The 23,897-nt window shown below is 58.3% G+C and carries 15 protein-coding genes; 4 read left to right on the top strand and 11 right to left on the bottom strand.

The window, feature by feature from the left end; all coding sequences use genetic code 11:
* Nucleotides 1-20 precede the first annotated feature (20 nt).
* The gene (locus tag ALQ04_RS04590) at nucleotides 21-3,395 is read left to right on the top strand and encodes an Ig-like domain repeat protein (protein ID WP_122314673.1); all 3,375 of its coding nucleotides are present in this window, start codon (nucleotides 21-23) and stop codon (nucleotides 3,393-3,395) included.
* A gap of 74 nt (nucleotides 3,396-3,469) precedes the next feature.
* On the opposite strand, the gene ALQ04_RS04585 is transcribed toward ALQ04_RS04590, so the two are convergent.
* The 4 genes from ALQ04_RS04585 to ALQ04_RS04570 form a co-directional block, all read right to left on the bottom strand.
* Nucleotides 3,470-5,713 (bottom strand): autotransporter outer membrane beta-barrel domain-containing protein, encoded by a 2,244-nt coding sequence (locus ALQ04_RS04585; RefSeq protein ID WP_409077237.1) that lies wholly within the window; start codon nucleotides 5,711-5,713, stop codon nucleotides 3,470-3,472.
* Between the two features lie 286 nt (nucleotides 5,714-5,999).
* Nucleotides 6,000-7,928, bottom strand: coding sequence for a hypothetical protein (locus ALQ04_RS04580; RefSeq protein WP_147466564.1), 1,929 nt, complete (start codon nucleotides 7,926-7,928; stop codon nucleotides 6,000-6,002).
* Between the two features lie 82 nt (nucleotides 7,929-8,010).
* The gene (locus tag ALQ04_RS04575) at nucleotides 8,011-9,930 is read right to left on the bottom strand and encodes a hypothetical protein (RefSeq protein WP_122314726.1); all 1,920 of its coding nucleotides are present in this window, start codon (nucleotides 9,928-9,930) and stop codon (nucleotides 8,011-8,013) included.
* Between the two features lie 264 nt (nucleotides 9,931-10,194).
* Nucleotides 10,195-11,157 carry an NAD(P)H-quinone oxidoreductase gene (locus ALQ04_RS04570; RefSeq protein ID WP_122314670.1) on the bottom strand — a complete coding sequence of 321 codons (963 nt, stop codon included), beginning with the start codon at nucleotides 11,155-11,157 and terminating at the stop codon, nucleotides 10,195-10,197.
* A gap of 289 nt (nucleotides 11,158-11,446) precedes the next feature.
* Here ALQ04_RS04570 and ALQ04_RS04565 point away from each other — a divergent pair, with 289 nt between their 5' ends.
* From ALQ04_RS04565 to ALQ04_RS04555, 3 genes are all read left to right on the top strand, one after another.
* On the top strand, nucleotides 11,447-13,288 hold the full coding sequence (locus tag ALQ04_RS04565; RefSeq protein ID WP_147466563.1) for a hypothetical protein: 1,842 nt from the start codon (nucleotides 11,447-11,449) through the stop codon (nucleotides 13,286-13,288).
* A gap of 455 nt (nucleotides 13,289-13,743) precedes the next feature.
* Nucleotides 13,744-15,825, top strand: a complete 2,082-nt coding sequence (locus ALQ04_RS04560) for a carboxy terminal-processing peptidase (protein ID WP_183142110.1) — start codon at nucleotides 13,744-13,746, stop codon at nucleotides 15,823-15,825.
* A gap of 116 nt (nucleotides 15,826-15,941) precedes the next feature.
* The gene (locus ALQ04_RS04555; RefSeq protein ID WP_122314667.1) at nucleotides 15,942-17,714 is read left to right on the top strand and encodes a bifunctional diguanylate cyclase/phosphodiesterase; all 1,773 of its coding nucleotides are present in this window, start codon (nucleotides 15,942-15,944) and stop codon (nucleotides 17,712-17,714) included.
* 89 nt (nucleotides 17,715-17,803) lie between these two features.
* Here ALQ04_RS04555 and ALQ04_RS04550 read toward each other — a convergent pair whose 3' ends face one another.
* The 7 genes from ALQ04_RS04550 to ALQ04_RS04520 form a co-directional block, all read right to left on the bottom strand.
* Nucleotides 17,804-18,166 carry a hypothetical protein gene (locus ALQ04_RS04550; RefSeq protein WP_122314666.1) on the bottom strand — a complete coding sequence of 121 codons (363 nt, stop codon included), beginning with the start codon at nucleotides 18,164-18,166 and terminating at the stop codon, nucleotides 17,804-17,806.
* Nucleotides 18,163-18,504, bottom strand: a complete 342-nt coding sequence (locus tag ALQ04_RS04545; protein WP_122314665.1) for a helix-turn-helix transcriptional regulator — start codon at nucleotides 18,502-18,504, stop codon at nucleotides 18,163-18,165. The genes ALQ04_RS04550 and ALQ04_RS04545 overlap by 4 nt, the downstream gene beginning before the upstream one ends.
* Nucleotides 18,505-18,608: 104 nt before the next feature.
* The gene (locus ALQ04_RS04540; RefSeq protein ID WP_122314664.1) at nucleotides 18,609-19,061 is read right to left on the bottom strand and encodes a YkvA family protein; all 453 of its coding nucleotides are present in this window, start codon (nucleotides 19,059-19,061) and stop codon (nucleotides 18,609-18,611) included.
* Nucleotides 19,062-19,420: 359 nt separating this feature from the next.
* Nucleotides 19,421-20,173, bottom strand: coding sequence for an FKBP-type peptidyl-prolyl cis-trans isomerase (locus tag ALQ04_RS04535; protein ID WP_122314663.1), 753 nt, complete (start codon nucleotides 20,171-20,173; stop codon nucleotides 19,421-19,423).
* A 177-nt stretch (nucleotides 20,174-20,350) separates the two neighbouring features.
* The gene (locus ALQ04_RS04530) at nucleotides 20,351-21,739 is read right to left on the bottom strand and encodes a DUF4329 domain-containing protein (RefSeq protein WP_122314662.1); all 1,389 of its coding nucleotides are present in this window, start codon (nucleotides 21,737-21,739) and stop codon (nucleotides 20,351-20,353) included.
* A 95-nt stretch (nucleotides 21,740-21,834) separates the two neighbouring features.
* Nucleotides 21,835-22,269 (bottom strand): RidA family protein, encoded by a 435-nt coding sequence (locus ALQ04_RS04525; protein ID WP_122314661.1) that lies wholly within the window; start codon nucleotides 22,267-22,269, stop codon nucleotides 21,835-21,837.
* Between the two features lie 24 nt (nucleotides 22,270-22,293).
* Nucleotides 22,294-23,877, bottom strand: a complete 1,584-nt coding sequence (locus tag ALQ04_RS04520; protein WP_122314660.1) for an FAD-dependent oxidoreductase — start codon at nucleotides 23,875-23,877, stop codon at nucleotides 22,294-22,296.
* Between the last annotated feature and the right edge of the window lie 20 nt (nucleotides 23,878-23,897).

The raw sequence follows: 23,897 nt of genomic DNA, 5'->3' as shown, positions 1-23,897 counted from the left end.
CGCACACAGGAAGTGCCCACATGAAACGCGACTTACGTCTTTTGCTCCGCTCTCCGGGCCGCGACGCTGGCGCAATGGCGTTGCGTCCCTTGTTGATTGGCGGGATGGTCACACAGGTCGAGGGCGGTGATGGAGCCGTCAACATCGACATCCTCGGCGATAACCCCAGTGGCGTGCTGAGTGCGGTCGATCCCTACCAACCCATGCAGGCTGGCGATCACCTCGGAATTTACTGGGACCAGACGCTGGTCGCCGAATATGACATCACCGACGACGACCTCAACCAGAGGGTGTTCCTGTACCTCTCGACAACGCCGATCAAGCCGGACTGGGCCGAAAAGGTGTTTTACAGCCTGACACGCAAAGGCGCCGTCACAGCCGAAGAATCAGTACCGCTGCGCATCAGGGTCAAGCTCGACCGTCCCGGCGGAGCGGACAAGGACCCGCATCTGCCAGGCCACTCCGAACTCGCCGCGCCGCTGTTGCCACAGGATGTCATCGACAACGGAATAGATGCCGACTGGGCAGCCAAAGGCGTGCCGGTGCTCATTGCCGCCTACCCCGGGCGCGCGGCCCGCGATACGATCGAGTTGAAATGGGGCGCGACCTACCTGACCCACAGGGTCACGCCGGATGAGGCCAGCGGCAGCGAGCCGATTGAGTTGCTGATCGATCAGGCAACCATACTCGCCGGTGGCGACTCTACCCATCTGCTGGTGCACTACCAGGTCTTCGATGAGGTCGGGAATTACTCTACCGACTGGTCGTTACCGGCCTACGTGAGGGTGGATGCCGGCGCTCACCGGCTGGATGCACCGATTTTCAAGGATGCCAATAACGATGTCATCGACCTTGAGCAGTTGGAAGACCGTGATGCAGTTGTGCAGATATACGTCATGGGCGCGCCGTTCGCCTTGGGCGATACCGTCACCCTGACCTGGACCGGAACCCCGGTGACCGGTGCGCCCTTGAGCCGTACCCAAGACATCACGCTGAACAATATCCCGGCCATTCTCGAACCCAGGGTTGCCAACGCCGATATTCGCGCCATTCGCGATGGCAACGCTGAAGCCTCCTATGTATTGAACAAGCTCAACGATACGCCACCGCAGTCCTCGAAACGGGCCTTTGCCCGCATCTCTGGCCGGGTGCCCTTGCCCATGCCATTGGTTCTGGAAACAGTGGGCAACCTGCTCGATCCGGACCTGGAACGTGCCCATGTCGAGATTCCGGTCTATCCGGTCATGGACAGTGGCGACCTGATCGTAGTGCTCTGGGTCGGAACCCTTCAGAACGGCAGCCCTTATACACATGAAGCCGAGCACATCGTGACCGGCAATGAAGTGGACAAACCCGTACAGATCCCGGTGCCGTCTCAACACATCGCCCCGTTGAACAATGGCACGCTGGATGTCAGTTACCGGGTTGCCAGCGATGCCTTGGCGCCCATGGACATTCGTGTCTCGGAGCACCTGAAGTTGCTCGTCGCCAGCCCCTATGCCGAATTGCCCGCGCCTTCGGTCGACGAAGCCCAGGACAATCAACTGGACCCGGAAACGGTGCCCTATCACGCCACATTGCGTGTGCCCTATACCGCCACAGTCACCGGCGACATCCTGACCTGGTACTGGCAGGCCGAGACACCCGATGGCAGCGCAAGCGACTGGATCCCCATCACCAGTCCCATCGCTGGCAAACCCGTGACTTTCAATATCCATGCCTCACTGATCGAGCCCAGTATCGACAGCCTGGTGAGGATCACCTATAGCCTCAAACTTGCCAGTACCGGACAGTATCGATACTCCCATGTGCTGGAACTGACCATCGGCAAGATTCTCGGCGAGTTACCAGCGCCGGTCGTCCTGGAAGCCAATGCTGGCCAGCTTGATCCTATGCAGGCCGTGGATGGCGCAACCGTGCGCGTGAAATACGACGGCATGGCGGTCCAGGACGTGATCACCATGAGCTGGAAGGGAAGCGTTGGCAGCGGCTCGCCTGCTGACCAGCAGAGGCCCGGTAATCAAAGCGGCCAGGTCGACTTCAGCGTTGCGGCAGCCGTGGTCGGCGCCAACATTGATCTCGAGGTCAGCATCCAGTACGGAGTCAAACGCAACAGCACGCAAAAGGATTCCGAACCCTTGCCGTTGACGGTCCTGCCATTCAGCGACCCCGACAAACAGTTACCTCAGCCGCGAATCCCGCAGGCAGACAGCGCGACAGGCATCCTGAATCTGGCCACGTTCTCCGGTGACGCCACCTTGACCGTTGGCAAGTGGCCTTTCAGTGCGCAAGGTCAGCGGGTATGGCTAAGGCTTACAGGAGAAACCGAGAACGGCGGCCCGCACTCCATCGTGTTGCTGGAGAACGCCAGCCTGACCGCAGCCCAGGCCAGTGCCGGACTTTCGGAAAGGCTTTCGCGTACCGAACTGGAGAAGTTCGGCCAGGACAGCGAACTGAGCGTCCTCTGCAATGTGGTCTTCGACGGCTCTTCCTCTGAAAGCAATGCCGTGCCATTCCCGCGCACCGACTACACCGTCAAGCAACACCACGACTGGGTCACGCCGGTCATTATCAGCGTCAGGGATTCCAGGGGTGAGGTCGAAAACGGCAGCTCGACCATCGATACCGCAGTGACCCTGGCGGGCAAGGCCACGGCCAGCCAGCAAGTGCAGATATTCGATGACGCAACCGCCAAAGGCACCGCAGCGGTCAACACCAGCGAAGACTGGAGCCTGAATATCAATGCGCTGGCCCTGGGCGTGCACACGCTCAAGGCAAAGGCGCTTTATGGCGAGGGTACAGAGTCCAATATCCGAAGCTTTACCGTGCGCTCGCCAATACCGGATTTCGTGCTCGACACATCGCCGGTCCATTTGAACGGCGGATTGTACGGGCTGGCCGGCTATCCGGGTCATACCCCACTCAACTGGCCAGCCAATACCGTTTACCAACGGATGCCCAGCAGTGGTGTCGCACCTTACACCTACACTTCCAGCGACCCGAGCAGAGCGTTGGTTCAGGGTGATGGCTGGATCATCTCGGTGGCCAATGGCACTTCAACGATTACCGTAAGAGACGCGGCCGGACGCTCGGCCTCCTACAACGTGACCGTGTCGAACGTCGTCATGGTTTACGGGCTCGGTAACAACACATTCATCGCCGCCAAAAAGATTGCTCAATCCCACGGCCTGAATATTCCTTCACTGGATTTGCTGCGAGGAATACATGCCATGTATGGAGTGAATTTCCCCATGGGCAATAACACCTACTGGTCGTCCACCCCGGCACCGGGACTATGGTTGAACTATGTAAAAAACCTGGTCACCGGCAGCGAAGCCAAAGCCACCATCAAATATGAGTTCTTTGGGGCATACGGCAATATCGTCGCCATCTAGTGTGGTACTTCTGAAACACCACACTAGTGCAAACCTGAACCTGTTCTCCCTGCGACCGGCAGGGAGGGCACGGATTACCACGAATAGCGTAATCCCACATTGGCACCGAATGGCTGCTCGATATTTTCACCCTTGGCATAGTCGAAATCGGCGTGCACCTGCAGGCTTTCGGAGAAGGCAACGGCGAGGCCCGCGCCCAATTCACCACGAGAACCGGACAGATCATTGTTGAAGACGTTGTTGTTGACCTGCACTTCATTGTTTTTGGCAAACTCGTGGGCACCCGCCACTCGTACATAAGGCTGCATGACAGCACCGCTGTGCAGCGTGAAGTTGCGTCCGGCGGTCATGCCCAGCTTGCCCAGCAAGGACCGGGTGCGATCACCTTCAGCCTGCATTCCATTGTTCAGGTCGTAATCCCGGCCCTGAATCACCACGCCCGACAGTTGCGTGAATGGCTCCACGAAATAGCCATCATCCAGCTTGATATGGCGTCCGAATTCCACCGAGCCACCGGCGCCCGGAGTGTCGTAATCACCCTTGGAGCGAACACCGTCGCTCATCCCCACCCGAGCGTCGTTATAGAAGCGGTTGAACTTGATGACAGCATCGAAATAATAGCCACTGCCCTGATCCAGCCAGGTCGCATAAGAGCCCAGGTAGTAACTCTTGACCGTACCGGAAGTGCCGCGATTGAGGTCCAGATCGGACTTGCTGTAACCCGCCATGATCCCCACCAGCCATTGTCCGTCGCCAATCGGTAACGGCGCATCGGCCCCCAGTGAAAAGCCTCGCTGGGTTTGCTGGTATCCAACACCGGAAGCATCGGCCACATCATATTTGTTGCCATAGGTGCGAGCCCAGCCTCCCGCCTTGCCGCCATTGAAACGCAGCTCGCCCATGCGACTGCGCAGGGAAGTGAGTTCGCCATACCAGACCGTCGGTGCGGTATTGAACAACGCCAGTACCGAGCGGGTTCCAGGGCTGACGGTTTTTTTCGAGGGGTCCAGATACCACCCGGTTGCACCGGAAGCATCCGTTGCCGAAGACAGCCCGTAAGACCATGTCCCCACATCGACCACACCACCGGCCAGCGCGAACCGTGCATCGCCGGCGGCCGTATTCACAACGTTCAGCCGTTGCGGGTCCAGTGGGTCGACACCGGAACCTGCGATCAACAGATCGAAATTTCCGCTGGCATTGCCAGAAACGTTCAGCACGTCGTGCTGATTGGTTGCAAAGTCGACATCCATCAGCAAAAAGCCGTTCCCGGACAGGTTGCCGACATCCAGCCGATGGAATGCCTGCGGCTCACCGAACCTCACCTGGCCGCCATCCATCGCCAGGCTGGCGACGGTATTGTCGGCGCTCATGTTCCATTGCGACTGACGATTGATGGCAACACTGTTCAGATTGCTCAGGTTGCCATTGAGCACCGAACCATTGTCGAGAACCAGATTACCCGTACTGCCGGGCTCGACCGTGAAGTCGCCGGTCATCCGGCCCTGATCGAAAGTCAGATTGGCTGTACTGTTTGCACGGGCCTGAACGTTGCCCGCAAGCGTACTCTGGCCGACCCTCATCGCTACGTTCGACGCTCCGGCGACATCCAGAATATTGCCATTACCGCCGTTGAGCGAAGCGCCGCCCTCGAGCACGATATCTGTCGGGCCGGAAGTTACGGCCAGCGCCGGGCCGGTCTTGCCAATCACCTGCGTACCGCTGAGAACCAGTGAGCTGTCCTGTTCGTTGACGGGGTCGCGGCCCAGGGTAATCCCGTTTCGACCTCCGGTTATGCTGCCTGCGCTCACCTTGACCGTGCCGCCTTGAATCAGCATTCCGGAACTGCTCTGTCCGGTACCGTTGAGCGTGCTGTTGATCAGGTCGAGTCTGCTTGGACCGGTGATCAGGATAGCGCTTACGGCACCACTGAAGAGACTGTCAGTCGCGGTTGCCGAGGAACCACCAGCGACTCCGATCTGCTTGTTGAGGACCAGCCCGATGAAGTCGCTGGAGATACTGGCATTAGCGGAAAGGGAAGCCGTGCTGTTGGTGACTTCGATGCCATTATTGCCACCTCCACTGACGCTGCCTGCAATGACATTCACATTCGATCCATTGTCCACCAGGATGTCGTCGGTGACGGCACCATTGACATTCAGTTGGCCGCCGCTATTAACGAAGTAACTGTCCCGCACAGAGGAGGAATCGATATTCAAGGGCGGGTCGCTTCCCTCGACAATAGTCAGGGCCCAGGCTGGAGGGCTCAGTAACAGGACTGGCAATAATCCTCCCACTGCGGCATGACGTAACAACATCACAGCCGACAAGCCAAAAGAAACACTTCTCATATATCGTCGAACTCCTGAAAACCACCGCATGAGATACGCAATGTTTGATGTAGGAATCGATAAAGAAAAACTCTTTAAATAATGCAGGACTTTCCGCCCGGGATTATGTGCATTAGTTAGATTGCACGCGACTTCAAATGCAACCTGATCTTAAAGCGCGCTGACCAACGGCTTTGCGGGAGAGACAAACTGTATCACCGACTTTACATATAAAAAGGAAGCCAATAGCGCCTCCCTTTTATAGAACTTTTACTTATGGAACCTGATCAAATCGGCACGATGCGTTTCCGGTCAACTGCATGAATACCCGCACCAGATGTCGGCCTGAAGTCGCTGGAAATCCATCAATGACCGCGGAATATTCGATACTTCCCCAACGATTATAAGTTTCCAGCAGGGGTGCATAGGGCACGAGTACGATGAAACCATCGACTGTTTCCTGAAGGCTCGGCGTATACTTGAAGTCATGCTCATTATTGGGAATAGCCGTTGTTCCACCGTTATCGGCCCAGCCAATATACTTGAAGGACAACTCCTGACCTGCCAGTTGTGGCTCGCCGCCAGGAATCAGCACTTCGGCATTCCATCCCTGACCCGTAATCAGTCGCAGGGAATCACAGTTGATCCAGTCCGTAGCCCCGTCGAAAAGATGCTGGAAAGCCGGTACGGGGATTTTGTGTTCAAGCACCAGTACTTCAACCGGTTGAGGACCAGAGGTGTCGACATTAGCGTTCACGGAAGGATGGGCAATGGTGTAATGCACAGGCAATGCGGGATCATTACCACCGGCTTCAATCGATGCCCAGGGTATGACAAAGTCAACGACAAAATCGGCAGCTTCCGAACCGGTTACGTTATAGACACCGCCGGGAACCGCTACCCCCTTCCAATATAACTGCATGACATCGTCAGCCTTGGACTGCTTATAGAGCTCGACGCTGGCATCGGCATCCTCACCGGCATCGGCCACAGCTATCTTGTTGGGGCTGGTTGTCACACGCGCCTGTACGGTGACCAGCGCCAGATCAGGATTGATATCTCCCGGATCGGGATCTGGATTTGGAGGGCCGGGTTTTCTCAAGTCGACTTCGACATCCACGCCAGTAGGTTCGGGATATGTCCGGTTACCCCGGACAATCTCATAAGTCACGTGAACGGTCTTGGGCCCGTCGCTACTCCCTTTTAACGCCGCATACCCCAGGGTAACGACCGCCGGGAACTCGGCAATTGCAATCAATGGCTGCGGTGCTCCCTCCCAGATCACTCTGACCTGATCGCCAGCAGTAAAGTTATCGTACTGCTCTATGAACACACCGACGCCATCATAGGCATCCTGCAGGGTGATTCTGTCAGTATCGGCGTCTTGCGGAACGGTCGGTGGCTGCAGATTGGCCGGGGCAGGCTTGAGTACAACCTCGACGGTCTTGTAGGAGGGTTGACCTATGTTGCCGACCCGATCCATGAGGGTATAACCGATGAACATCGCTCCTTCCTGCGTCCCCACCTGAGCTGCCGTCAGCTCTAGAGTGGTGGGCGTGGACAGATCTGCACGCACAATGGTCCCCACTTTTATACCGGGCAGCGTACTGCCAAAATACACCGTGATCTCATCATTGATCTTGGCATCCCCATAGTCCGGGATGGTCAGCAGAACGGAACCATTGGCATCCAGATACTCCTTGGTTATCCCACCGCTCTCCACTTCGGCGGGCAGTTCAATCTGTTTACCGGGACTGCCGGCGTTCGGCGCCATCGTATCGATACTGACCAGCAACGGTGACGACTCTTCACTGTTGCCCGTGAACACCCTGTATTTCAGCTCATAGGTACCGGCAACGATGGTCTGCGCAGCCGGTAAAGTCAGTTTCAGAGGAAATATACTCGGGTCCAATGGAAACTTGATCACGACTGCCGTTCCTACCGGACTCCCTCGCCACAACAGCTTTACACTGCCATCAAAATCCGGTGGCTCGGCTACGGTAAACGCGGGAACTTCAACTACCAGGTTTTTACCCTGAAACGCCAAGGGCAACTGATTGACGGCATCGTCGGCAGTGTCGGCTAACAGTGGATTCTCTGCGCCCATATTCGGTTGCGCAGGCAGGGTACGGGCAAAGCTTCTCAATAATCTGCGATAGGCGGCTCGTGACTCTTTATCGGTCATCGCTTTTGTGACGGTCATTATATTTCTCTCCTGAGAATTCCTTGAACCTGACGCTCAAGGAAATAGGGTGTTCATCCCTCAACACTGCACTCTTGCTGGATCACTCTTCGCATATGTCCTCCTCGGGAGAACACACTTTACCGCTGGGCAGTGTTCGGGTGATTTTCACGAAGTCCGCTGCCGAACGCCCGAACCCACCAGCGGTTTTGGTCAGGGTATATTCGACCAGGGCAGAACCATTGTTGGCCATGGGTGCAATCAGGGTGTCGTAAGGCAGTACCACGGTCTCGAATCCATTAAGTGCCTCATCGGCACTTAGTGTTTTTTCAAACGTTTGCGCTACACCGGGAATCGGTCGGGTACCGTTCAGTGAATCGCAGCCTTGCCAGGCCAATTCAATTTTGTCGCCTGCCGCAAAGCGCGGATCGCCTTCTATCCTGACCGTTACGCCTTTCCACAACCTGGGCACCGCACAACAATTCAAGTACCCGTACAAGTTGGCATGGGGGAACGAAGGTTCTTTGAGTCCTTCGATAAGCACGATGGAAACATGAACATCCGTTATCCGGGACTGCTGCTCGTTAATGTTGTTATGGGTTATATAAAATACCGGCAGTGCCAGATTATCGAGATCTTCCTCAATAACTCCCCAGGGAATGACCAGCGTTAGCAGTTGCCCGGCGACATCACCGGTTTTCACCTCATAGCTGGCCACGGCTTCAGGAATGGCGCCCCAATAAACTGCAATCGATTCCCCGGGATGCGGATCGTCGTAGAGCGCCAGCAGCACTTTTGCATCAAGGCCGTGATCCTCGACAGTCAGGGTATTGGGAGTGTCGGACTTCTCGCCACGGACTTCGAGCATGGCCAGATTGACGTTGAGCAAGGCTGGGGCATTGGCGTGATCCTGTCCGGCGATGGTCAGGTCGACGGGCGCCGTGGCGGGTTCGGATGGCTCGCTCAACAATGCGCCATAGCGCACCTTGTAATCGACTGTTGCCGTCAGTGCCCCCAGGCCCTTGGCCCTCAAGGTCGACCAGGGCACATAAGCCTGCAACGGAAAGCCCAGCGGGTCGACATTCAGTTCCGCCAGGGGCGTCCCATCCCAATCGACAAGAATTTTCTGGCTGGCCTCCGGGTTGTCGTAGGCGTCGATTTCAACCGTTACACCCCCTTGGCCGGTGGCGCCTTCACGCGCATGTTCGCGATCTATCAGGCCTCTGCTCGATAGAGGAATGCGTGGTGGCTTGAGGTTGGCGGGCGCCGGGGTCAGTTGCACCAGAATGTTGGCCAGGAAGGAAAAGGGGCCCTGGTTGCCAGCAAGATCACACAGCCGGTAGTACGCATAGCGTATCCCCTGCCCGCTGCCACGAATCTGCGCCTCGCTGAAGGTGAGGAGCAGGCGATCATTATCAATGTCTTCCTGGCTGAATTCCTGCTCCGCCAGCGGCTGCTCGCTTTCGGCCGGAGGATTGGAGTCTGTCCAGTCATACAGCGCCCGGTCCCTGGCCATCAGGTCCGTATAAAGAGGCACCTTGACCTGCACTTCGCCCTGCCCGCTCAGATACTCGTTGGTAATGACTCCATTGAGTTCATCGGGAAATAAAACCGCATCCGGGCGCTGATTGTCATTGGGCGCCACCCGGTCGACCGTCACGGTTTTCTTCAGTGATTCGATTCCATTGCCACCGACAATGATCCGATAGGACAGGTCATGAGTTCCGTGTTCAAGATTGCGCAACGGTACTGCCAGAGACTTGGGACCAGGATCAATCGGCGGCTCGAAGCGGTAGCGTTGCACCGCTGCAAAGGGCGCTCCCGCCACACGCCAGCCGACCTCGACAAAAGTGCTCAACTCGTCGTTGAAATCCCAGGGCGATACCACAAGCTCCAGATCCCGGTTCAGATCCTTGCGCGACAGCAGCCCCAGCGGGTGCTCAATGCCATTCTCATCCTTGATGATGACCGGCACATTCGGTGCCGGTAACTCGGCCTGCCGCTTGTTGCTGCGCCGAGCCATTTGACGTGCTGAAAGTAAGTGGCTGCCCTTGGCCATTTCAAGCCCCCGCAGTTGAATCCACAGAGTGCGGGCGTGGCAGTCGCCGGCGGCTGTGAATATTCGACAAGCGTTTATTGAGCGCCAGTTATCGAGCACTGCAAACTGTCACTTATGACAGTTTCGGTGGCCGGTCGTCAGCTCAACGGGAGGTAGGGCTACAGGCAACAGTCGACAAATGCAGGGCGGCACTTGTCGACTGACCGGGGAAGTACTATCCGCAATGTGTCAGCTCAGACTCTCGTCGATCACCAGCACGATCTTGCCCGAGACCTGATTGGTCGCCAGTTCCGCGAACGCGGCCTCGGCGTCCTTGATCGGGAAGCTCCTGGCCAGTTGTGGCTTGAGGCGCCCTTCGGTGAACAGCGGCCATACATGCTGGCCCAGATCGCTGAGCAGGTCCGCCTTGAACTGGTCGTCGCGACTGCGCAGGGTCGAGCCGAGCACCTGGATGCGCTTGCCCAGCACTTGCGCCAGGTCCACTTGCGCCTCGCGCCCGCCCATCAGGCCGATCAGCACCCAACGGCCATCGAGCCCCAGCAGCTTGACGTTCAACGCCGCGTAATTGGCCCCGACCGGATCGAGAATCACATCGAACGGAGCAAAATCGTTCAGGCTTTCCAGACTGTCGCTGCGTACCACGCCGCCTTGTGCACCCAGCTCGACGCAATACGCCAGGCGCTCGGTCGAACCGACACTGACCCACACCGGGCTGCCGAACGCCTTGCAGAGCTGAATGCCGGCCGAGCCGACTCCACTTGCTCCAGCGTGCAGCAAGACTTTTTCACCGGGCTTCACGCCCGCCAGCTGGAACAGATTCAGCCATGCCGTGGCATAGACTTCCGGGATCGCCGCCGCTTCATGCAGCGACAGACCTTCGGGGACCGGCAGCACATGCCGCGCATCGACCACCACTTCTTCGGCCATCGCACCGCCCGCCAACAGCGCACAGACACGGTCTCCGACCTGCCATGAGGTGCCCGGACCAACTTCGTCGATCACCCCCGAACACTCCAGGCCAATGATCGGCGTGACGCCCGGCGGTGGTGGATACAGCCCGGCACGCTGCAGCAAATCGGCCCGATTCAGGCCTGCAGCTGCCACTTTGATACGCACCTGTCCTACATCGAGAGCCGGACTTGGCTCTTCGACCCATTCCACATGTCCTTCAACGCCTAGTAATGCCTTCACAGTGCCTCCATCGTGAGTCAAGACTGAGCCCAAGGCAGTCGCCCCGGACTTTTGCATTATGCGGCCGGGTCCACGAACGGGCGACCTTTAATCTACCCGACTGTCCGGCACTGTCATTTCTGCCAGTGACAAGCAGATTCATCGGCTAAATACTCCCCTGACACTGCCGCATCGCAGAACTCCGGAAAGGATTTTGGAGAGTTCAAGTCATGGCCAACATTTACCAGCCGCCACTCCATCGGCGGTGCACTCGCCCTCAAGGGAATCACAACCTGGCAAGGAGCCATTCGTGAAGACATCATCAAACCCAATAAGCCAGCAATCCGGCCATTTGACTGCGCTGCAGATACCGTCAATCGACCTCAGCGGCAACAACGGGCTGGGATGGGACGACCTGAAAGTCCCGCACAAGGGCGTGGCGCTGTTTGCAGTCACCCCGCCCGATACGGTCAAAGGCGATCTCATCGAATTGTTATGGAACGGCAAGGTCGTCCAGAGCCTGCTCGCGCATCCTGAGCGGCCCTCCATCGACTTTTCAGTACTGCCCCAGGATATTCCCGACGAACCGCAAGTGTCCGAGGTGTTCTACCGGATCACCCCCGCTGCGGGTGGTACGCCTGCTGATTCTCCGGTACGCAAGGTGCGGGTCAAACGCAGCGTGCCCGGCGGCCTTGATACGGATAACCACACGCCCTACATCAATGACAATCTGGCGCCTGTAGAAAACCTGCCTGCGAATATCGAGACACTGGCCGACCTGCCGCTGAGCATTGCCGCCTGGGACAACATGCAGGAAGGCGATGTCCTGCGTCTATTCTGGACGAGCAGCGAATTCCCCGTCGAGAATCCGCCGTTGCCTGCGGACCAGGTCGGCAAACAGCAAACCATCATCGTGAACGCCGCGTTGCAAACGGCTGCCGGCAACGGTGAAAACCTGACGGTTTATTATGAAATCCGCGACCAGGTGAGCAACTGGTCGGGCTATTCACTGGCCGCGTTCACAAGTGTCGATATCTTGGTGTTGTCTGCTCCAAGCGTGAGTGAAGCGCCTGAAGGGGTACTTGATCCAGTCCAGGCAGCGGCAGGCGCAACACTGCTGGCGGCGTACCCGGGCATGCTTGACACTGATAATATCCGCGTACGTTGGGACGGCCAAAAGGATGCCACCGACCCGGTTTCGCAGCCCGGCAACCAGACCGGAAGTGTCGAGTTTACCGTTACCCCAGCAGCCATTGCCTCCGTCCTTGGGAGAACACTGGAAGTCAGCTATGTCGTGACCCGTCACGCGAACGAGCTGGAGTCAGATACGCTTTCTCTGACGGTACAGGCATTACCCAGCTCGTCTCTGCCGACACCGCAAATCACACAGGCTCAATCCAACAAGGTACTTAAAGTCGACGAATTAAACGGCGATGCCGATCTGACCGTCGCGGCCTGGCCGTTAATAGCAACTGGTCAGCGCATCTGGCTGCGTTTCAAGGGCACCGCCCGCGATGGCTCGGCCTATAGCTGGAATCACCCGGTCTGGCAGGACTTCTCTATCACCAACAATACAGCCCAGAGCACCACAGTGGCGTTGAGTGAACTGCAAAAACTCAAGCTATATAGCAACTTGCAACTGATCATGGAGGTATCGTTCGACGGTGGGCTGACCCGGATACCGTTTCCGATCAACACCCTGAGTATTGTCGCTTATTATCCGGTAAGAGGCTCCGAGGACTGGGAAAGCTTTCCCACACAGTTGTTGCCGATCCAACAAACCTTGCCGTTCTCGGATGACATGTCGCTTTTCATCGAGTTAAGGCCGCTCTCGATTGTAAACGTCGGCACGGCTCATCCAATCTTCGGCAATCGTACCCTTGAAGCCAAAGAAGAGAACCAGTTTACAATCAGGTTTTACGGTTTAATCAAGACACTGAAGCTGTCTCACTTTGGCGCGAACCCCGCCAGGGATCACATCAGCTTTTACGACATTTATGACAAGCTTGTCGTTGATGCACCATTAGAATCCGGGGCTGGCATCGTTTCCCAGGAAGTTCACCTTAGTCAGGCATGCTTTTACTGCCGGGTATATGTAGGCCAACACCCACTACTCCTGGACAACCTGAGCTGGACGGCATGGACCCCTTGAGCGTGCACCCGTCCCTGAACCGCTGATACAGCAGATGCATTCAGGGGCGGCTCTCTACCGGAATCAGGCGGGACCCTGATGGCCTGCAACCGTCCCGCCTGACCCAGCTTTCGCTGCGCATGCATTGGGCAAAAGCTGAATGCTGGCTGAATCAACCCTGTTTGGCATCGCTGCTCGTCAAGCTCCCAACTGCTCACCTATCGCATCGTGTGCCGCGACAGGCGCCGTCATCTGGCCAAGAATGCACTCCATATTCAGCACCGGGCCTGATGCCTTCAGGCTTCGGACATATGCTTCGACGCCTTGCAATGCCTTCACAGTGCCTCCATAGTGAGTCCAGACTGAGCCCGAGGCCGTTTGCCCGGGCTTTTGCATTATGCGGCCGGGTCCGAAGGAACCGGCGACCTCAAAGACGGCCTAATATGCGTGATCAATTGTCCACACGTCGAATCAGCATGAAGCATTTACTCCCAAGCACCGCCCTTGCACTGTCTATCGGCCTGAGCCTGTTACCGATGTCGGCCAGCACTTTTGCCGCCAACAGCTGGGACAACCTTCAGCCGGACCGCGACGAAGTGGTTGCCAGTCTCAATGTAGTCGAGTTGCTCAAGCGCCATCACTACAGCAAACCACCGCTGGACGACAAACGCTCGGTCATCATCTACCAAAGCTACCTCAAGCTTCTCGACCCGGCTCGCAGCTATTTCACGGCCAGCGATATCACCGAGTTCGACAAGTGGCAGACCCAGTTCGACGACTTTCTCAAGAGCGGCGACCTGAACCCCGGCTTCATCATCTACAAGCGCTATCTGGACCGCGTGAAAGCACGCATGGACTTCGTACTGGCAGAACTGAACAAGGGCGTCGACAAGCTCGACTTCAATGCCAAGGAAACCCTGCTGGTCGACCGCAAGGACGCCGCATGGCCGAAGAATGAAGCCGAGCTGGACGAACTGTGGCGCAAGCGCGTCAAGGATGAAGTCCTGCGCCTGAAGATCGCCGGCAAGGATCCGTCCAAGATCCAGGAAACCCTGACCAAGCGTTACAAGAATCAACTGGCACGTCTGGGCCAGACCCGCGCCGAGGATATCTTCCAGGCGTACATCAACACTTTCGCCATGTCCTACGATCCGCATACCAACTATCTGTCGCCTGACAGTGCGGAAAACTTCGACATCAACATGAGCCTGTCGCTGGAAGGCATCGGTGCCGTGTTGCAGAGCGACAGCGACAACGTGAAGATTGTGCGTCTGGTGCCGGCAGGCCCGGCAGCCAAGACCAAGCAGGTCGCTCCGGCCGACAAGATCGTCGGTGTCGCCCAGGGCGACAAGGAAATGGTCGATGTGATCGGCTGGCGCCTGGACGAAGTGGTCAAACTGATTCGCGGCCCCAAAGGCTCGGTGGTACGTCTGGAGGTCATCCCTGCCAGCAACGCGCCAAACGACCAGACCAGCAAGATCGTGTCCATTACCCGCGAAGCGGTCAAGCTTGAAGAGCAGGCGGCGAAGAAGTCGATTCTGCACCTGAATCAGGATGGCAAGGACTACAAGCTCGGCGTCATCGAGATTCCGGCCTTCTATCTGGACTTCAAGGCCTACCGTGCCGGCGATCCGCAATACAAGAGCACCACGCGCGACGTCAAGAAACTGCTGACCGAACTCAAGGCCGAAAACGTCGATGGCGTCGTGCTGGACTTGCGCAACAACGGCGGTGGCTCGCTGCAGGAAGCCACCGAACTGACCAGCCTGTTCATCGAACAGGGCCCGACCGTGCTGGTGCGTAATGCCGACGGCAAGGTCGATGTGCTCGAAGACGAAGCCAAGGGCGCCTTCTACAAAGGCCCGATGGCGTTGCTGGTCAACCGCCTCTCGGCCTCGGCGTCGGAGATTTTCGCAGGCGCCATGCAGGATTATCACCGTGCACTGGTGATCGGCGGGCAGACCTTCGGCAAAGGCACCGTACAGACCATTCAACCGCTCAACCATGGCGAACTGAAACTGACCCTGGCCAAGTTCTACCGGGTATCCGGCCAGAGCACCCAGCATCAGGGCGTGGTGCCGGACATCACTTACCCGTCGCTGATCGACACCAAGGAAATCGGCGAGAGCGCGCTGCCCGAGGCCATGCCATGGGACAGCATCAGGCCGGCGATCAAGCCTGCAATCGATCCGTTCAAGCCATTCCTGGCGCAACTGCAGACCCGACATGAAGCGCGCACGGCCAAGAACGCCGAGTTTGTCTTCATCGAAGACCGTCTGGCACTGGCCAGGAAGCTGATGAGCGAAAAAACCGTCAGCCTCAATGAGGTGGATCGCCGCGCCGAACACAGCGCGATCGAAAGCAAGCAACTGGCCCTGGAAAACACCCGCCGCAAGGCCAAGGGCGAAGAGCCGCTCAAGGAGCTGAAAAAGGTCGACGAGGACGCGCTGCCGGTGGAAGACGAGAAAACCAAACCCGAGGATGATGCCTACCTGGCAGAAACCGGGCGTATTCTCATCGATTACTTGGGCTTGAGCGCTTCGGTGGCAAAAAAGTAATTACTTATCGTTAGTGGCGAACTAGTGGCATGCGTCACTAAACCGTCATGGATTTGTAGTGTAATAAGGGGCTGAGCGTAAGCGCGTTCAGCCCCTTTTTATATCCAGAGACCGCCATGACGATGACTGAGCAGTTGAGTGCACTGAGTTCAATTCTGGCTCGTAGTAATTTGCACAGCTTGTTCCAGCCCATCGTATCGCTGTCGGGGCGCAGCATCCTCGGTTATGAAGCGCTGAGCCGCGGCCCGTCCAACAGCAAGCTGCACTCCCCCATCAATCTGTTTTCCGTGGCACGCCAGGCCGGTCGTCTCAGCGAGCTGGAACTGACCTGCCGCGACGGAGCCTGTCGCCGCTTCAGCCAGCAAAAACTGCCGGGCAAGCTGTTTCTCAATGTCTCCCCCGAATCGCTGCTGGAAGCCTCCCACCCGCCAGGACGCACGCTGGAAATGCTGCAACGCTACGGCATCGCTCCGAAAGACGTGGTGATCGAGCTGACCGAGCAGATGCCCACCGATGATTTCGAGCTGCTCTACAACGCCTTGCATCATTATCGCGACATGGGTTTTTCCATCGCCCTGGATGATCTGGGCGCCGGTTACTCCAGCCTGCGACTCTGGTCGGAGCTGCGCCCCGATTACGTGAAGATCGACCGGCACTTCATCGATGGCATTCATCAGGATGCGGTCAAGCGCGAGTTCGTCGGCTCCATGCTGCAAATGGCCAAGGCCTCCAGGGCCACAGTGATTGCCGAAGGCATTGAATTGCCGGAAGAACTCGCCGCGCTGACCGATATGGGCGTGGATCTGGTGCAGGGCTACCTGCTGGCCCGCCCACAGGAGCGCCCGCCCCGCGACGTGCGCGTCATGCTGCCCAAAAGCGAAGTGGCCATCGTTCCACTCAACGAAGACGCCTCGGACCTCAGCGCGCTGCTCAACCCGCAACCTTCGGTCAATCAGGAAACCCCGACCGCCGATGTCCTTGAGGCTTTCCGCAAGCAGGCAAACCTCAACTCACTGGCTGTGCTGGATCAGCAAGGCAGGCCCTGCGGCATCGTTCATCGCCACTCCCTGTCCGAAGTGCTGCTCAAGCCGTTCGGCACCGAACTGTTTGCGCGCAAGCCGATCAGCCGCCTGATGAGCGATGACTTCCTGGCCGTGGAAGTCAGCCAGTCCCTGCAACAGGTCAGTCGGCTGCTGACCAGCCGGGCCCGCCAGCGCATCGAAGAAGATTTCATCATTACCAGCAACGGTGCCTACATTGGCCTGGGCCGGGTGATCGATGTCCTGAAACTGATTACCGAGCTGAAAATCCAGCAGGCTCGCTACGCCAACCCGCTGACCCTGCTGCCCGGCAATGTGCCGATCCAGCAATGCCTGACGCGCCTGCTGCAACAAGGGCGCGAATCGATGATCTGCTACGTCGATATCGACAGCTTCAAACCATTCAACGATATCTATGGCTACGCCCGTGGCGACGAAGTGTTGCTCTGTCTGGCGCAGTGCCTGAACGATCGGGTCGACCCGAGCCGGGATTTTGTCGGGCATATCGGTGGCGATGACTTTCTGATGGTGCTGGGTTTCGAGGACTGGGAAAAACGCCTGCAGGCGCTGCTCGACGACTTCCAGAACCAGTGCCGGCGCTTCTACCGCGCCGAACACCTGGAATCCGGCTGCTTCACCGCACTCAATCGCCAGGGCCAGCGCCAGGAGTTTCCGCTGTTGTCGCTGTCCATCGGCGTCGTGCACCTGCGTCAGGAAAGCTGCTCGCAAATGGACGCCAGCCAACTGGCCGACCTGGCCTCACAAGCCAAACACTTCGCCAAGGACGTGGCGGGCGCCAGCGTGCATGTGATCGATTCGTTGCGGATGGACCTGCTGTCGGGGGCCTGAACTCATCAGGATTCATTGGCCCTTCGCGAATGAATTGGCTCCTACAGGGGGCTTGAGCACAGCAAGTCCAGGCACCGCCGATGGCGACGCTACTCCGCGGAATAAGCGAACTCGAATACCCGAACCACTTCCGAAGCATGCCAGGCAGCAGCGGCGACGCCATCGGAAGGTCCGGAAAAACGGCCCAGCCGCTCGACGCACTCGAAAAAACCGGTGCGCGGCAAGCGGCTCGCGCCCTGGCTGATCACCAGCGAGCTGCGCAACGGCTGTTCGGCCCGCACATCCAGAGCGGCCAGATGCTCAAGGGCGGCAGTAAGCGTCTGCATCGCCGGACTGGGCAGTTGCAGGCGCTCAAGCAAGGCCCGGTAAGTCACCAGATGACGCTGACGACGCGCATTATCCAGCTCACTCAACAATCCATCCCAGTGCTCACGGCTGATACGGACACTCATGGCTGACTTCTCCAGCCGGGAACCCCGAGTTCCCACGCCAGACTGCGCTTGATCGCGGCATCCGGTTCCCGGGTGCCATTCTCGATCAGTTCCAGATACGACGGACTGATACCCACGGAGCGCGCCAGACTGGCAACCTCAAGCCCCTTGGCTGCGCGCAGGGCCGCCAACTGGTCAAAAGCTGGATAATCCGCATTGGCGGCTGCGGACGGTGTCTGCACAGGTTCCTGAGGTGTCTTGCCCGTCAGGCCCGCAGCGCGCAAGAGCGCCTGATATTGAGCCCACGGCAGAACTGCATATTCAGGCTCTCCATCACGAGAAATCACTTGAAGATCCATACACACCCCCCTGTAGGACAAAAACACATTTCGAGTAGGCTTACTCCCAGTCCCCGCATCTTAACAGTGGATTAACCCGGCTTGTGTAATAGACCTGAAACGCTTCAGTGTTTACCTCCTTCCCGCTCCAGCAATGTCTGAGTCTCCGGCAAGCGCTCGACGACCACCAGTTTCTCCGGCGGCTGCTGCTCGCGCCAGGCGCGGAAGGCATCCAGTTCATCGGTCAGGTGCTTCATGATCCAGGCCAGGACGGCAATATCATCGAACATGCCCAGACCCGGAATCCAGTCGGGAATCGCATCCAGCGGGCTCAGGAAGTACATCAGGCCCGCCACGATGGACAGGATGGCCTTGGGACTGATGTCACGGTACTCACCGCGCCAGTAGGCAAGGCACAAGGCCTGCAGCAGGCGCAGATCTTCCTTGATGCGTCCGAGCCGGCTGCCTTCGGTGGCGCCTTTGCGCGCGACGGCAAACAGCAGGCCCGGTAGCCGACCCGCAGCGAGCAGACGCCGGGCTCCGGGCAGATAACGAAGGAAACTCCAAGGTGCTTTCATGTTCACTCCCGTTTAAAAAGGTGGTGTCAGTAAACAAGTGCCAACCCGCGTCCCGTTCACGAGGTTATCCACATAAGCTGTGGATAACCTTGTGAACAGCATCAGTTTTCATGCCTGCATGCCCCGTTCTACGGGGGTCCAGGTTAAATCGGGCATTTTTTACTCACATAAAAAATCCCCATAAAATCGTTGACTTACAGGCTTGGCGCGGCTAATCGGGCTGTAGTCATACAGACTGTCAGACAATCTTCACCGCAGCATGATAATGGGACTGTACGGACAATAAAGCGTTCGGGAAATACGCCAGATACAAAAACGCCCTGTCGGGACAGGGCGTTTTCGGACAACCGGGCGAAGACTTACTTCTTGGCCTTGGCCGGTGCCGGTTCTTCTTCGGCTTCAGGTGCCGGAGCAGCAGCCGGATCCTTGATGCCGATCAGTTCCAGGTCGAAGACCAATACCGAGTTGGCAGGGATCATCGGGCTCGGGCTCTGGGCGCCATAAGCCAGATCGCTAGGGATGAAGAGCTTGATCTTCTCGCCAACGTGCATCAGTTGCAAACCTTCGACCCAACCCGGGATCACGCCGCCAACCGGCAGATCGATCGGGCTGCCGCGCTCGACGGAGCTGTCGAACACCTTGCCGTCGGTCAGTTTGCCTTCGTAGTGAACGGTTACCACGTCAGTCGGCTTTGGCTGAGGGCCATCGGCTTTCTTGACGATTTCATACTGCAGGCCGGAAGCAGTAGTAACCACGCCTGCTTTCTTGCCGTTTTCCTCAAGGAACTTCTTGCCAGCTGCCGCCGACTCTTCGCTCAGCTTGGCCATGCGCTCTTCGGCACGCTTCTGCAGGGCGGCGAAGGCTTCAACCAGCTCTTCGTCCTTGAGTTTTTGATCTTTCTTGCCGACGGCATCTTCGATACCCAGGGCCACAGCCTTGGAATCGAGATCGTCCATACCTTCCTGAGCCAGGCTTTTGCCCATGTTCAGACCAATACCATACGACGCTTTTTGTGCCGGGGTTTTCAGCTCTACAGTGCTGGCTTGCTTGTCACAACCTGCGAGTACCAGACCGACCAGGGCAATCGCCGCTGCCAACCGATGCTGTTTCATGCTAATTCCTTGTCCATGCGCCAATAGGGCAAACGAGTAAAGCCGCGAGCTTATCAGGCCGCCGCGATCAATGGCTACCGGCATGAGAGGCGCTCAAGCTCGATAAGTTCAGGTAAACAAAGGTTTTCTCTGGTTTGCGCTGCACTGTTCAGTCACAGTTCAGCTAGCCGATCCGGATCAGGAACGTTCAACCACACCTGTTTGCGGCCAGTTACGACTGCTGCGTATCACCCGCAGACGCCCCGCCTGCGCCACCATGCGCACGAAACCGGCCGAATCGAGTGTGCCCGCCGCCAGCCGGGCCTGCACTGACTCGCTTCCCGAATAGATCCGCGAAACCTGCCTGAGCAGTTGATATTCCTCGACCGAATGGCTCGGCGTATAGCCCAGCAAGGCACCGTCAGGCGACGAGAAATAAACCTCTGACATGGTGAAACCATAACGGACCGGAATCAGTTTCGAGGGCCGCGCCGGTCGGTAGCGATACTCGAACATGCGGTGCAGATCGTCCGGCTGGAAGAAATTGTGCCTTTCCTGGCTCACGCCTTCGGGCAGCACGGTATCCGGAGCAAAATACATCCCGTCGATGCGATAACCCTCAGGCAATGCCGGCCGGTAATAGTCATCGGGATGAAACACCGAACAGGGTGCGTAGACCATGCTGCCATCGTCCAGAACCGGTTCGGCCACCCGGTACACGCCACGATCAGGGTCGACCAGCAGAAAGCCAACGGCCGGTGCATGCGTCCGGGCATCGATCAGGCCATGCATATAAAGGGCAGCCTCATCGGCACTGGTAAATTCCGGGCTCAGGCTCAATGGCTCGGGAGGCCAGGCCGTGTCGCAGAAAACCGGCGGGGTCATGTCCGGGTAAGGCCGCCAGTCATTCGCTACCCTGCCCGGCCAGCCCCACAGGCGACTGGTCACGATGACGTGCAGCTCACCGGCCTGGGCCAGCATGCGGACCAGATCGCTGGGCATGAGGGTTTTCGCCCGCAGGCCCATGTGTACTTCGCTGAGATCGCAGCGGTGAGGCCTGTCCACAGGACCGGAGACTCGCGTGAACAGGGCTTTCTCGGCATCGGAGCCGGACAGCGTATAGCGGATCAACGAGCCGTCCGGACCGGACAGATAGGTCACCGAGCAGTACTCGTAATCATCGATCACCGCATGGATATCGGCCACCGACAGGCTGTTCTGGTAGGAGGCCTTTTCAGCCTCGGACCAGTCATCGAGGCCGGCAGAAAACGAGGGGTGGGAATGGTAGATCGCATAATCGGAGTGCCCCGCCGGATAAAACACGTAGCCCTCCTCTTCGTGACGGGGAAATACCTCGTTGGGATCGAACTGGAAAGTCTTGCCGGCCATCGGTTCGGTGGCGACGTATTTGCCATCCCCGCGTACCAGAATGAAGCCGCCGTACTCACGGTCACGTCGGTTGCCGATGACTTTGTGCACATAACGCGCGACCTCATCGGGATGATCGAAAGGCAGGCTGAGCGCGGGCATGCGCGGATAACTGGCATGAGGCACGGACCGCCTGGTCCGCAATGATCTGGGCTGCATATGAGAACTCCTTGAGCGCCTGGATTGAATGAGTCCAAGCGTAAGGAGCTCTCAAGAGAAAAATGACATATGGGGATATGACATTGCCCGGCGAGTCACGCCGTTCTGGCAGCGACAGCCTCGATTTCCACCAGCGCGCCCGGCAACGGCAGGGCAACGACTTGCAGCGCGGTACGCGCCGGTTTGTTGGGCTGCTCGGGCGTGCCGAAGAACTGCGTATAACCGGCCTGCAACCCGGCAAAATCCAGCTTGCCACCGGTTTCCTCGGCGCCGACCAGGAACACCCGCAACTGCACGATATCGCCCAGGTCCAGATCCTGTTGGCGGAGGATAGAGCGCAACTTGTTGAAGACCGAAACCGTCTGGATTTCGGTATTGCCATAGGCCGCTGGCGTGCCCTGCGGCGCTTGCGGGTCGGCGACATCCGGCAGGGTACCGCTGACGAACACCAGGCTGGCCGACGCCGGAACAGTCACGGTCTGCGAAATGGGAAAATTGCCGACACCCGTGCGTTTGATCGATTCAGTCATGGTTGTTTCTCCTCTAATGGATGGTCATAGCGCGCCGATGGCGGCTTGCTGTCGCTGTTCGATAACCCGTTCGCCCAGTTGCCCCACCACATGCCGTGCGGAGTTGGCAGCCGACTCCTGCCAGATGCCGACCCCGCTTTGCACCAGGCCGTCGCCGGCGAAATACACGCGGCCATGGGGTTGCTCCAGCAAGGCGCTGGCCTGGGCGGGAAACAGTTCGCGCCGCAACCACGGGCCTTCGCTGTAGGGAATCTGTTCCCAGGAAACGGCCAGGGGATGACGCAGCTTCTGCGAGTAGCCCGGATGAAGTAACTCAACCGCTTCCTTGGACGTAGAAAACTGGCTGTCGAAGGACTGCCTGCCAAAGGCTTCGGCGTCATCGCCCGTGACGTAGCCCGCCACCAGCAGGCCTTCGCGGGTGTTGAGATCGTTGCTCGGATACCAGAGCAGTCGCGCCTGATGCTCGATCCAGGAAAGGCCGCCATAGATGCGGTAATCGGTTTCCCAGAAGCGCGGCGACTGCCAGGCCACCTTGGTTGCATGACCGTTGTGCGTGCTGAGCAGCGCAGCCTTGACCGGATCGCTGAAGTCGGTGTCGAGCCTTGCCAGCAACGGCAACGGCAAGGTGGACACCAGATAGTCGGCACGCACCACTTGCTCGCGGCCACTGCGCTGATCGTGGTAAGTGACCGCCACGCCATCCTCAAGCTGACGGATGCGCCGTACCTGCGCCCCAAGTTGCACCTGATCGGTCAGGCGACGGTGGAAAGCATCGGTGATGCGATCCATGCCACCTACCGGCTGAAACATGGTGGCCGAGAACTCGGGAAACTCCGAATGCAACAAGGCGCCCCACAATTCGGGATGCAGCAGCCGCTCGAGGCTCACCGGCGTCAGGCTTCCCGGCAAGGCTCCAGGATGGCTGGGAGAATCCTGATGCCCGGAGCGAATGCTGCCTTCATAGGCCAGTTCCTGCGACAGGTCGCCATAGACCTGCAGGAACGCCAGCAGACGGGTACGCTCCTCGGCGCTCAACAGATCGTCCAGCGCATCGCGCTTTACCGCTGTGGCCAGCAACCCGGACAAATGCCCGCGAGCATCGTTGATCGCCTGCCCTACCGAAAATGCCGGCTGCTGGAGATCAGGACGCACTTGCGCGCCATGGCTGCTGTTGACCAGCACTTCGAGCGGTACGCCCAGCTCGCTGCAGTAGTCGAGCAAGGTCCGATGCTGGCTGGGAATCCGGGCCGGACCGGCATTGAAATACACACCTTTATCGAACCGTGCAGTCTGGCTGCGGCCATCGCGATAATCGACCCGGTCGCCATTGCGTAACGTCCAGGTACGCCCGCCCACACGTTCGCGGGCCTCCAGCACTTGCACCTTGAAGCCGGCACGGGTCAGCTCCAGCGCCGTGACCAGCCCGGCAATCCCGGCCCCGAGCACCAGCACGCTGCTGCCCTGCCCCACATCGGCAGCCAGCTTCAAGGCTTGCGGGCGTCGATGCGACGAAGGTCCGAGGCCCAATGCCGCCAGTGCGCTCTTGAGTGCCGGCTCGCCGCCTACCGCCGCGATACTCGACAGCGCTTCACGTCGTGTCAGTCCCATGTTGTGTTCCTCCCTGAATG

It is taken from the genome of Pseudomonas cichorii, assembly GCF_003700275.1.
Classification (GTDB): Bacteria; Pseudomonadota; Gammaproteobacteria; order Pseudomonadales; family Pseudomonadaceae; genus Aquipseudomonas; species Aquipseudomonas cichorii_B.
The sequence above is the reverse complement of the archived record's forward strand: the minus strand, read 5'-3'. Positions and strand labels throughout refer to the sequence as shown.

Coding starts and splice junctions, on each gene's coding strand:
- ALQ04_RS04560 (WP_183142110.1), top strand. CDS start 13,744: ATGAAGCATTTACTCCCAAGCACCGCCCTTGCACTGTCTATCGGCCTG.
- ALQ04_RS04590 (WP_122314673.1), top strand. CDS start 21: ATGAAACGCGACTTACGTCTTTTGCTCCGCTCTCCGGGCCGCGACGCT.
- ALQ04_RS04525 (WP_122314661.1), bottom strand. CDS start 22,269: ATGACTGAATCGATCAAACGCACGGGTGTCGGCAATTTTCCCATTTCG.
- ALQ04_RS04585 (WP_409077237.1), bottom strand. CDS start 5,713: ATGTTGTTACGTCATGCCGCAGTGGGAGGATTATTGCCAGTCCTGTTA.
- ALQ04_RS04530 (WP_122314662.1), bottom strand. CDS start 21,739: ATGCAGCCCAGATCATTGCGGACCAGGCGGTCCGTGCCTCATGCCAGT.
- ALQ04_RS04545 (WP_122314665.1), bottom strand. CDS start 18,504: ATGGATCTTCAAGTGATTTCTCGTGATGGAGAGCCTGAATATGCAGTT.
- ALQ04_RS04520 (WP_122314660.1), bottom strand. CDS start 23,877: ATGGGACTGACACGACGTGAAGCGCTGTCGAGTATCGCGGCGGTAGGC.
- ALQ04_RS04550 (WP_122314666.1), bottom strand. CDS start 18,166: ATGAGTGTCCGTATCAGCCGTGAGCACTGGGATGGATTGTTGAGTGAG.
- ALQ04_RS04540 (WP_122314664.1), bottom strand. CDS start 19,061: ATGAAAGCACCTTGGAGTTTCCTTCGTTATCTGCCCGGAGCCCGGCGT.
- ALQ04_RS04555 (WP_122314667.1), top strand. CDS start 15,942: ATGACGATGACTGAGCAGTTGAGTGCACTGAGTTCAATTCTGGCTCGT.
- ALQ04_RS04535 (WP_122314663.1), bottom strand. CDS start 20,173: ATGAAACAGCATCGGTTGGCAGCGGCGATTGCCCTGGTCGGTCTGGTA.
- ALQ04_RS04580 (WP_147466564.1), bottom strand. CDS start 7,928: ATGACCGTCACAAAAGCGATGACCGATAAAGAGTCACGAGCCGCCTAT.
- ALQ04_RS04575 (WP_122314726.1), bottom strand. CDS start 9,930: ATGGCTCGGCGCAGCAACAAGCGGCAGGCCGAGTTACCGGCACCGAAT.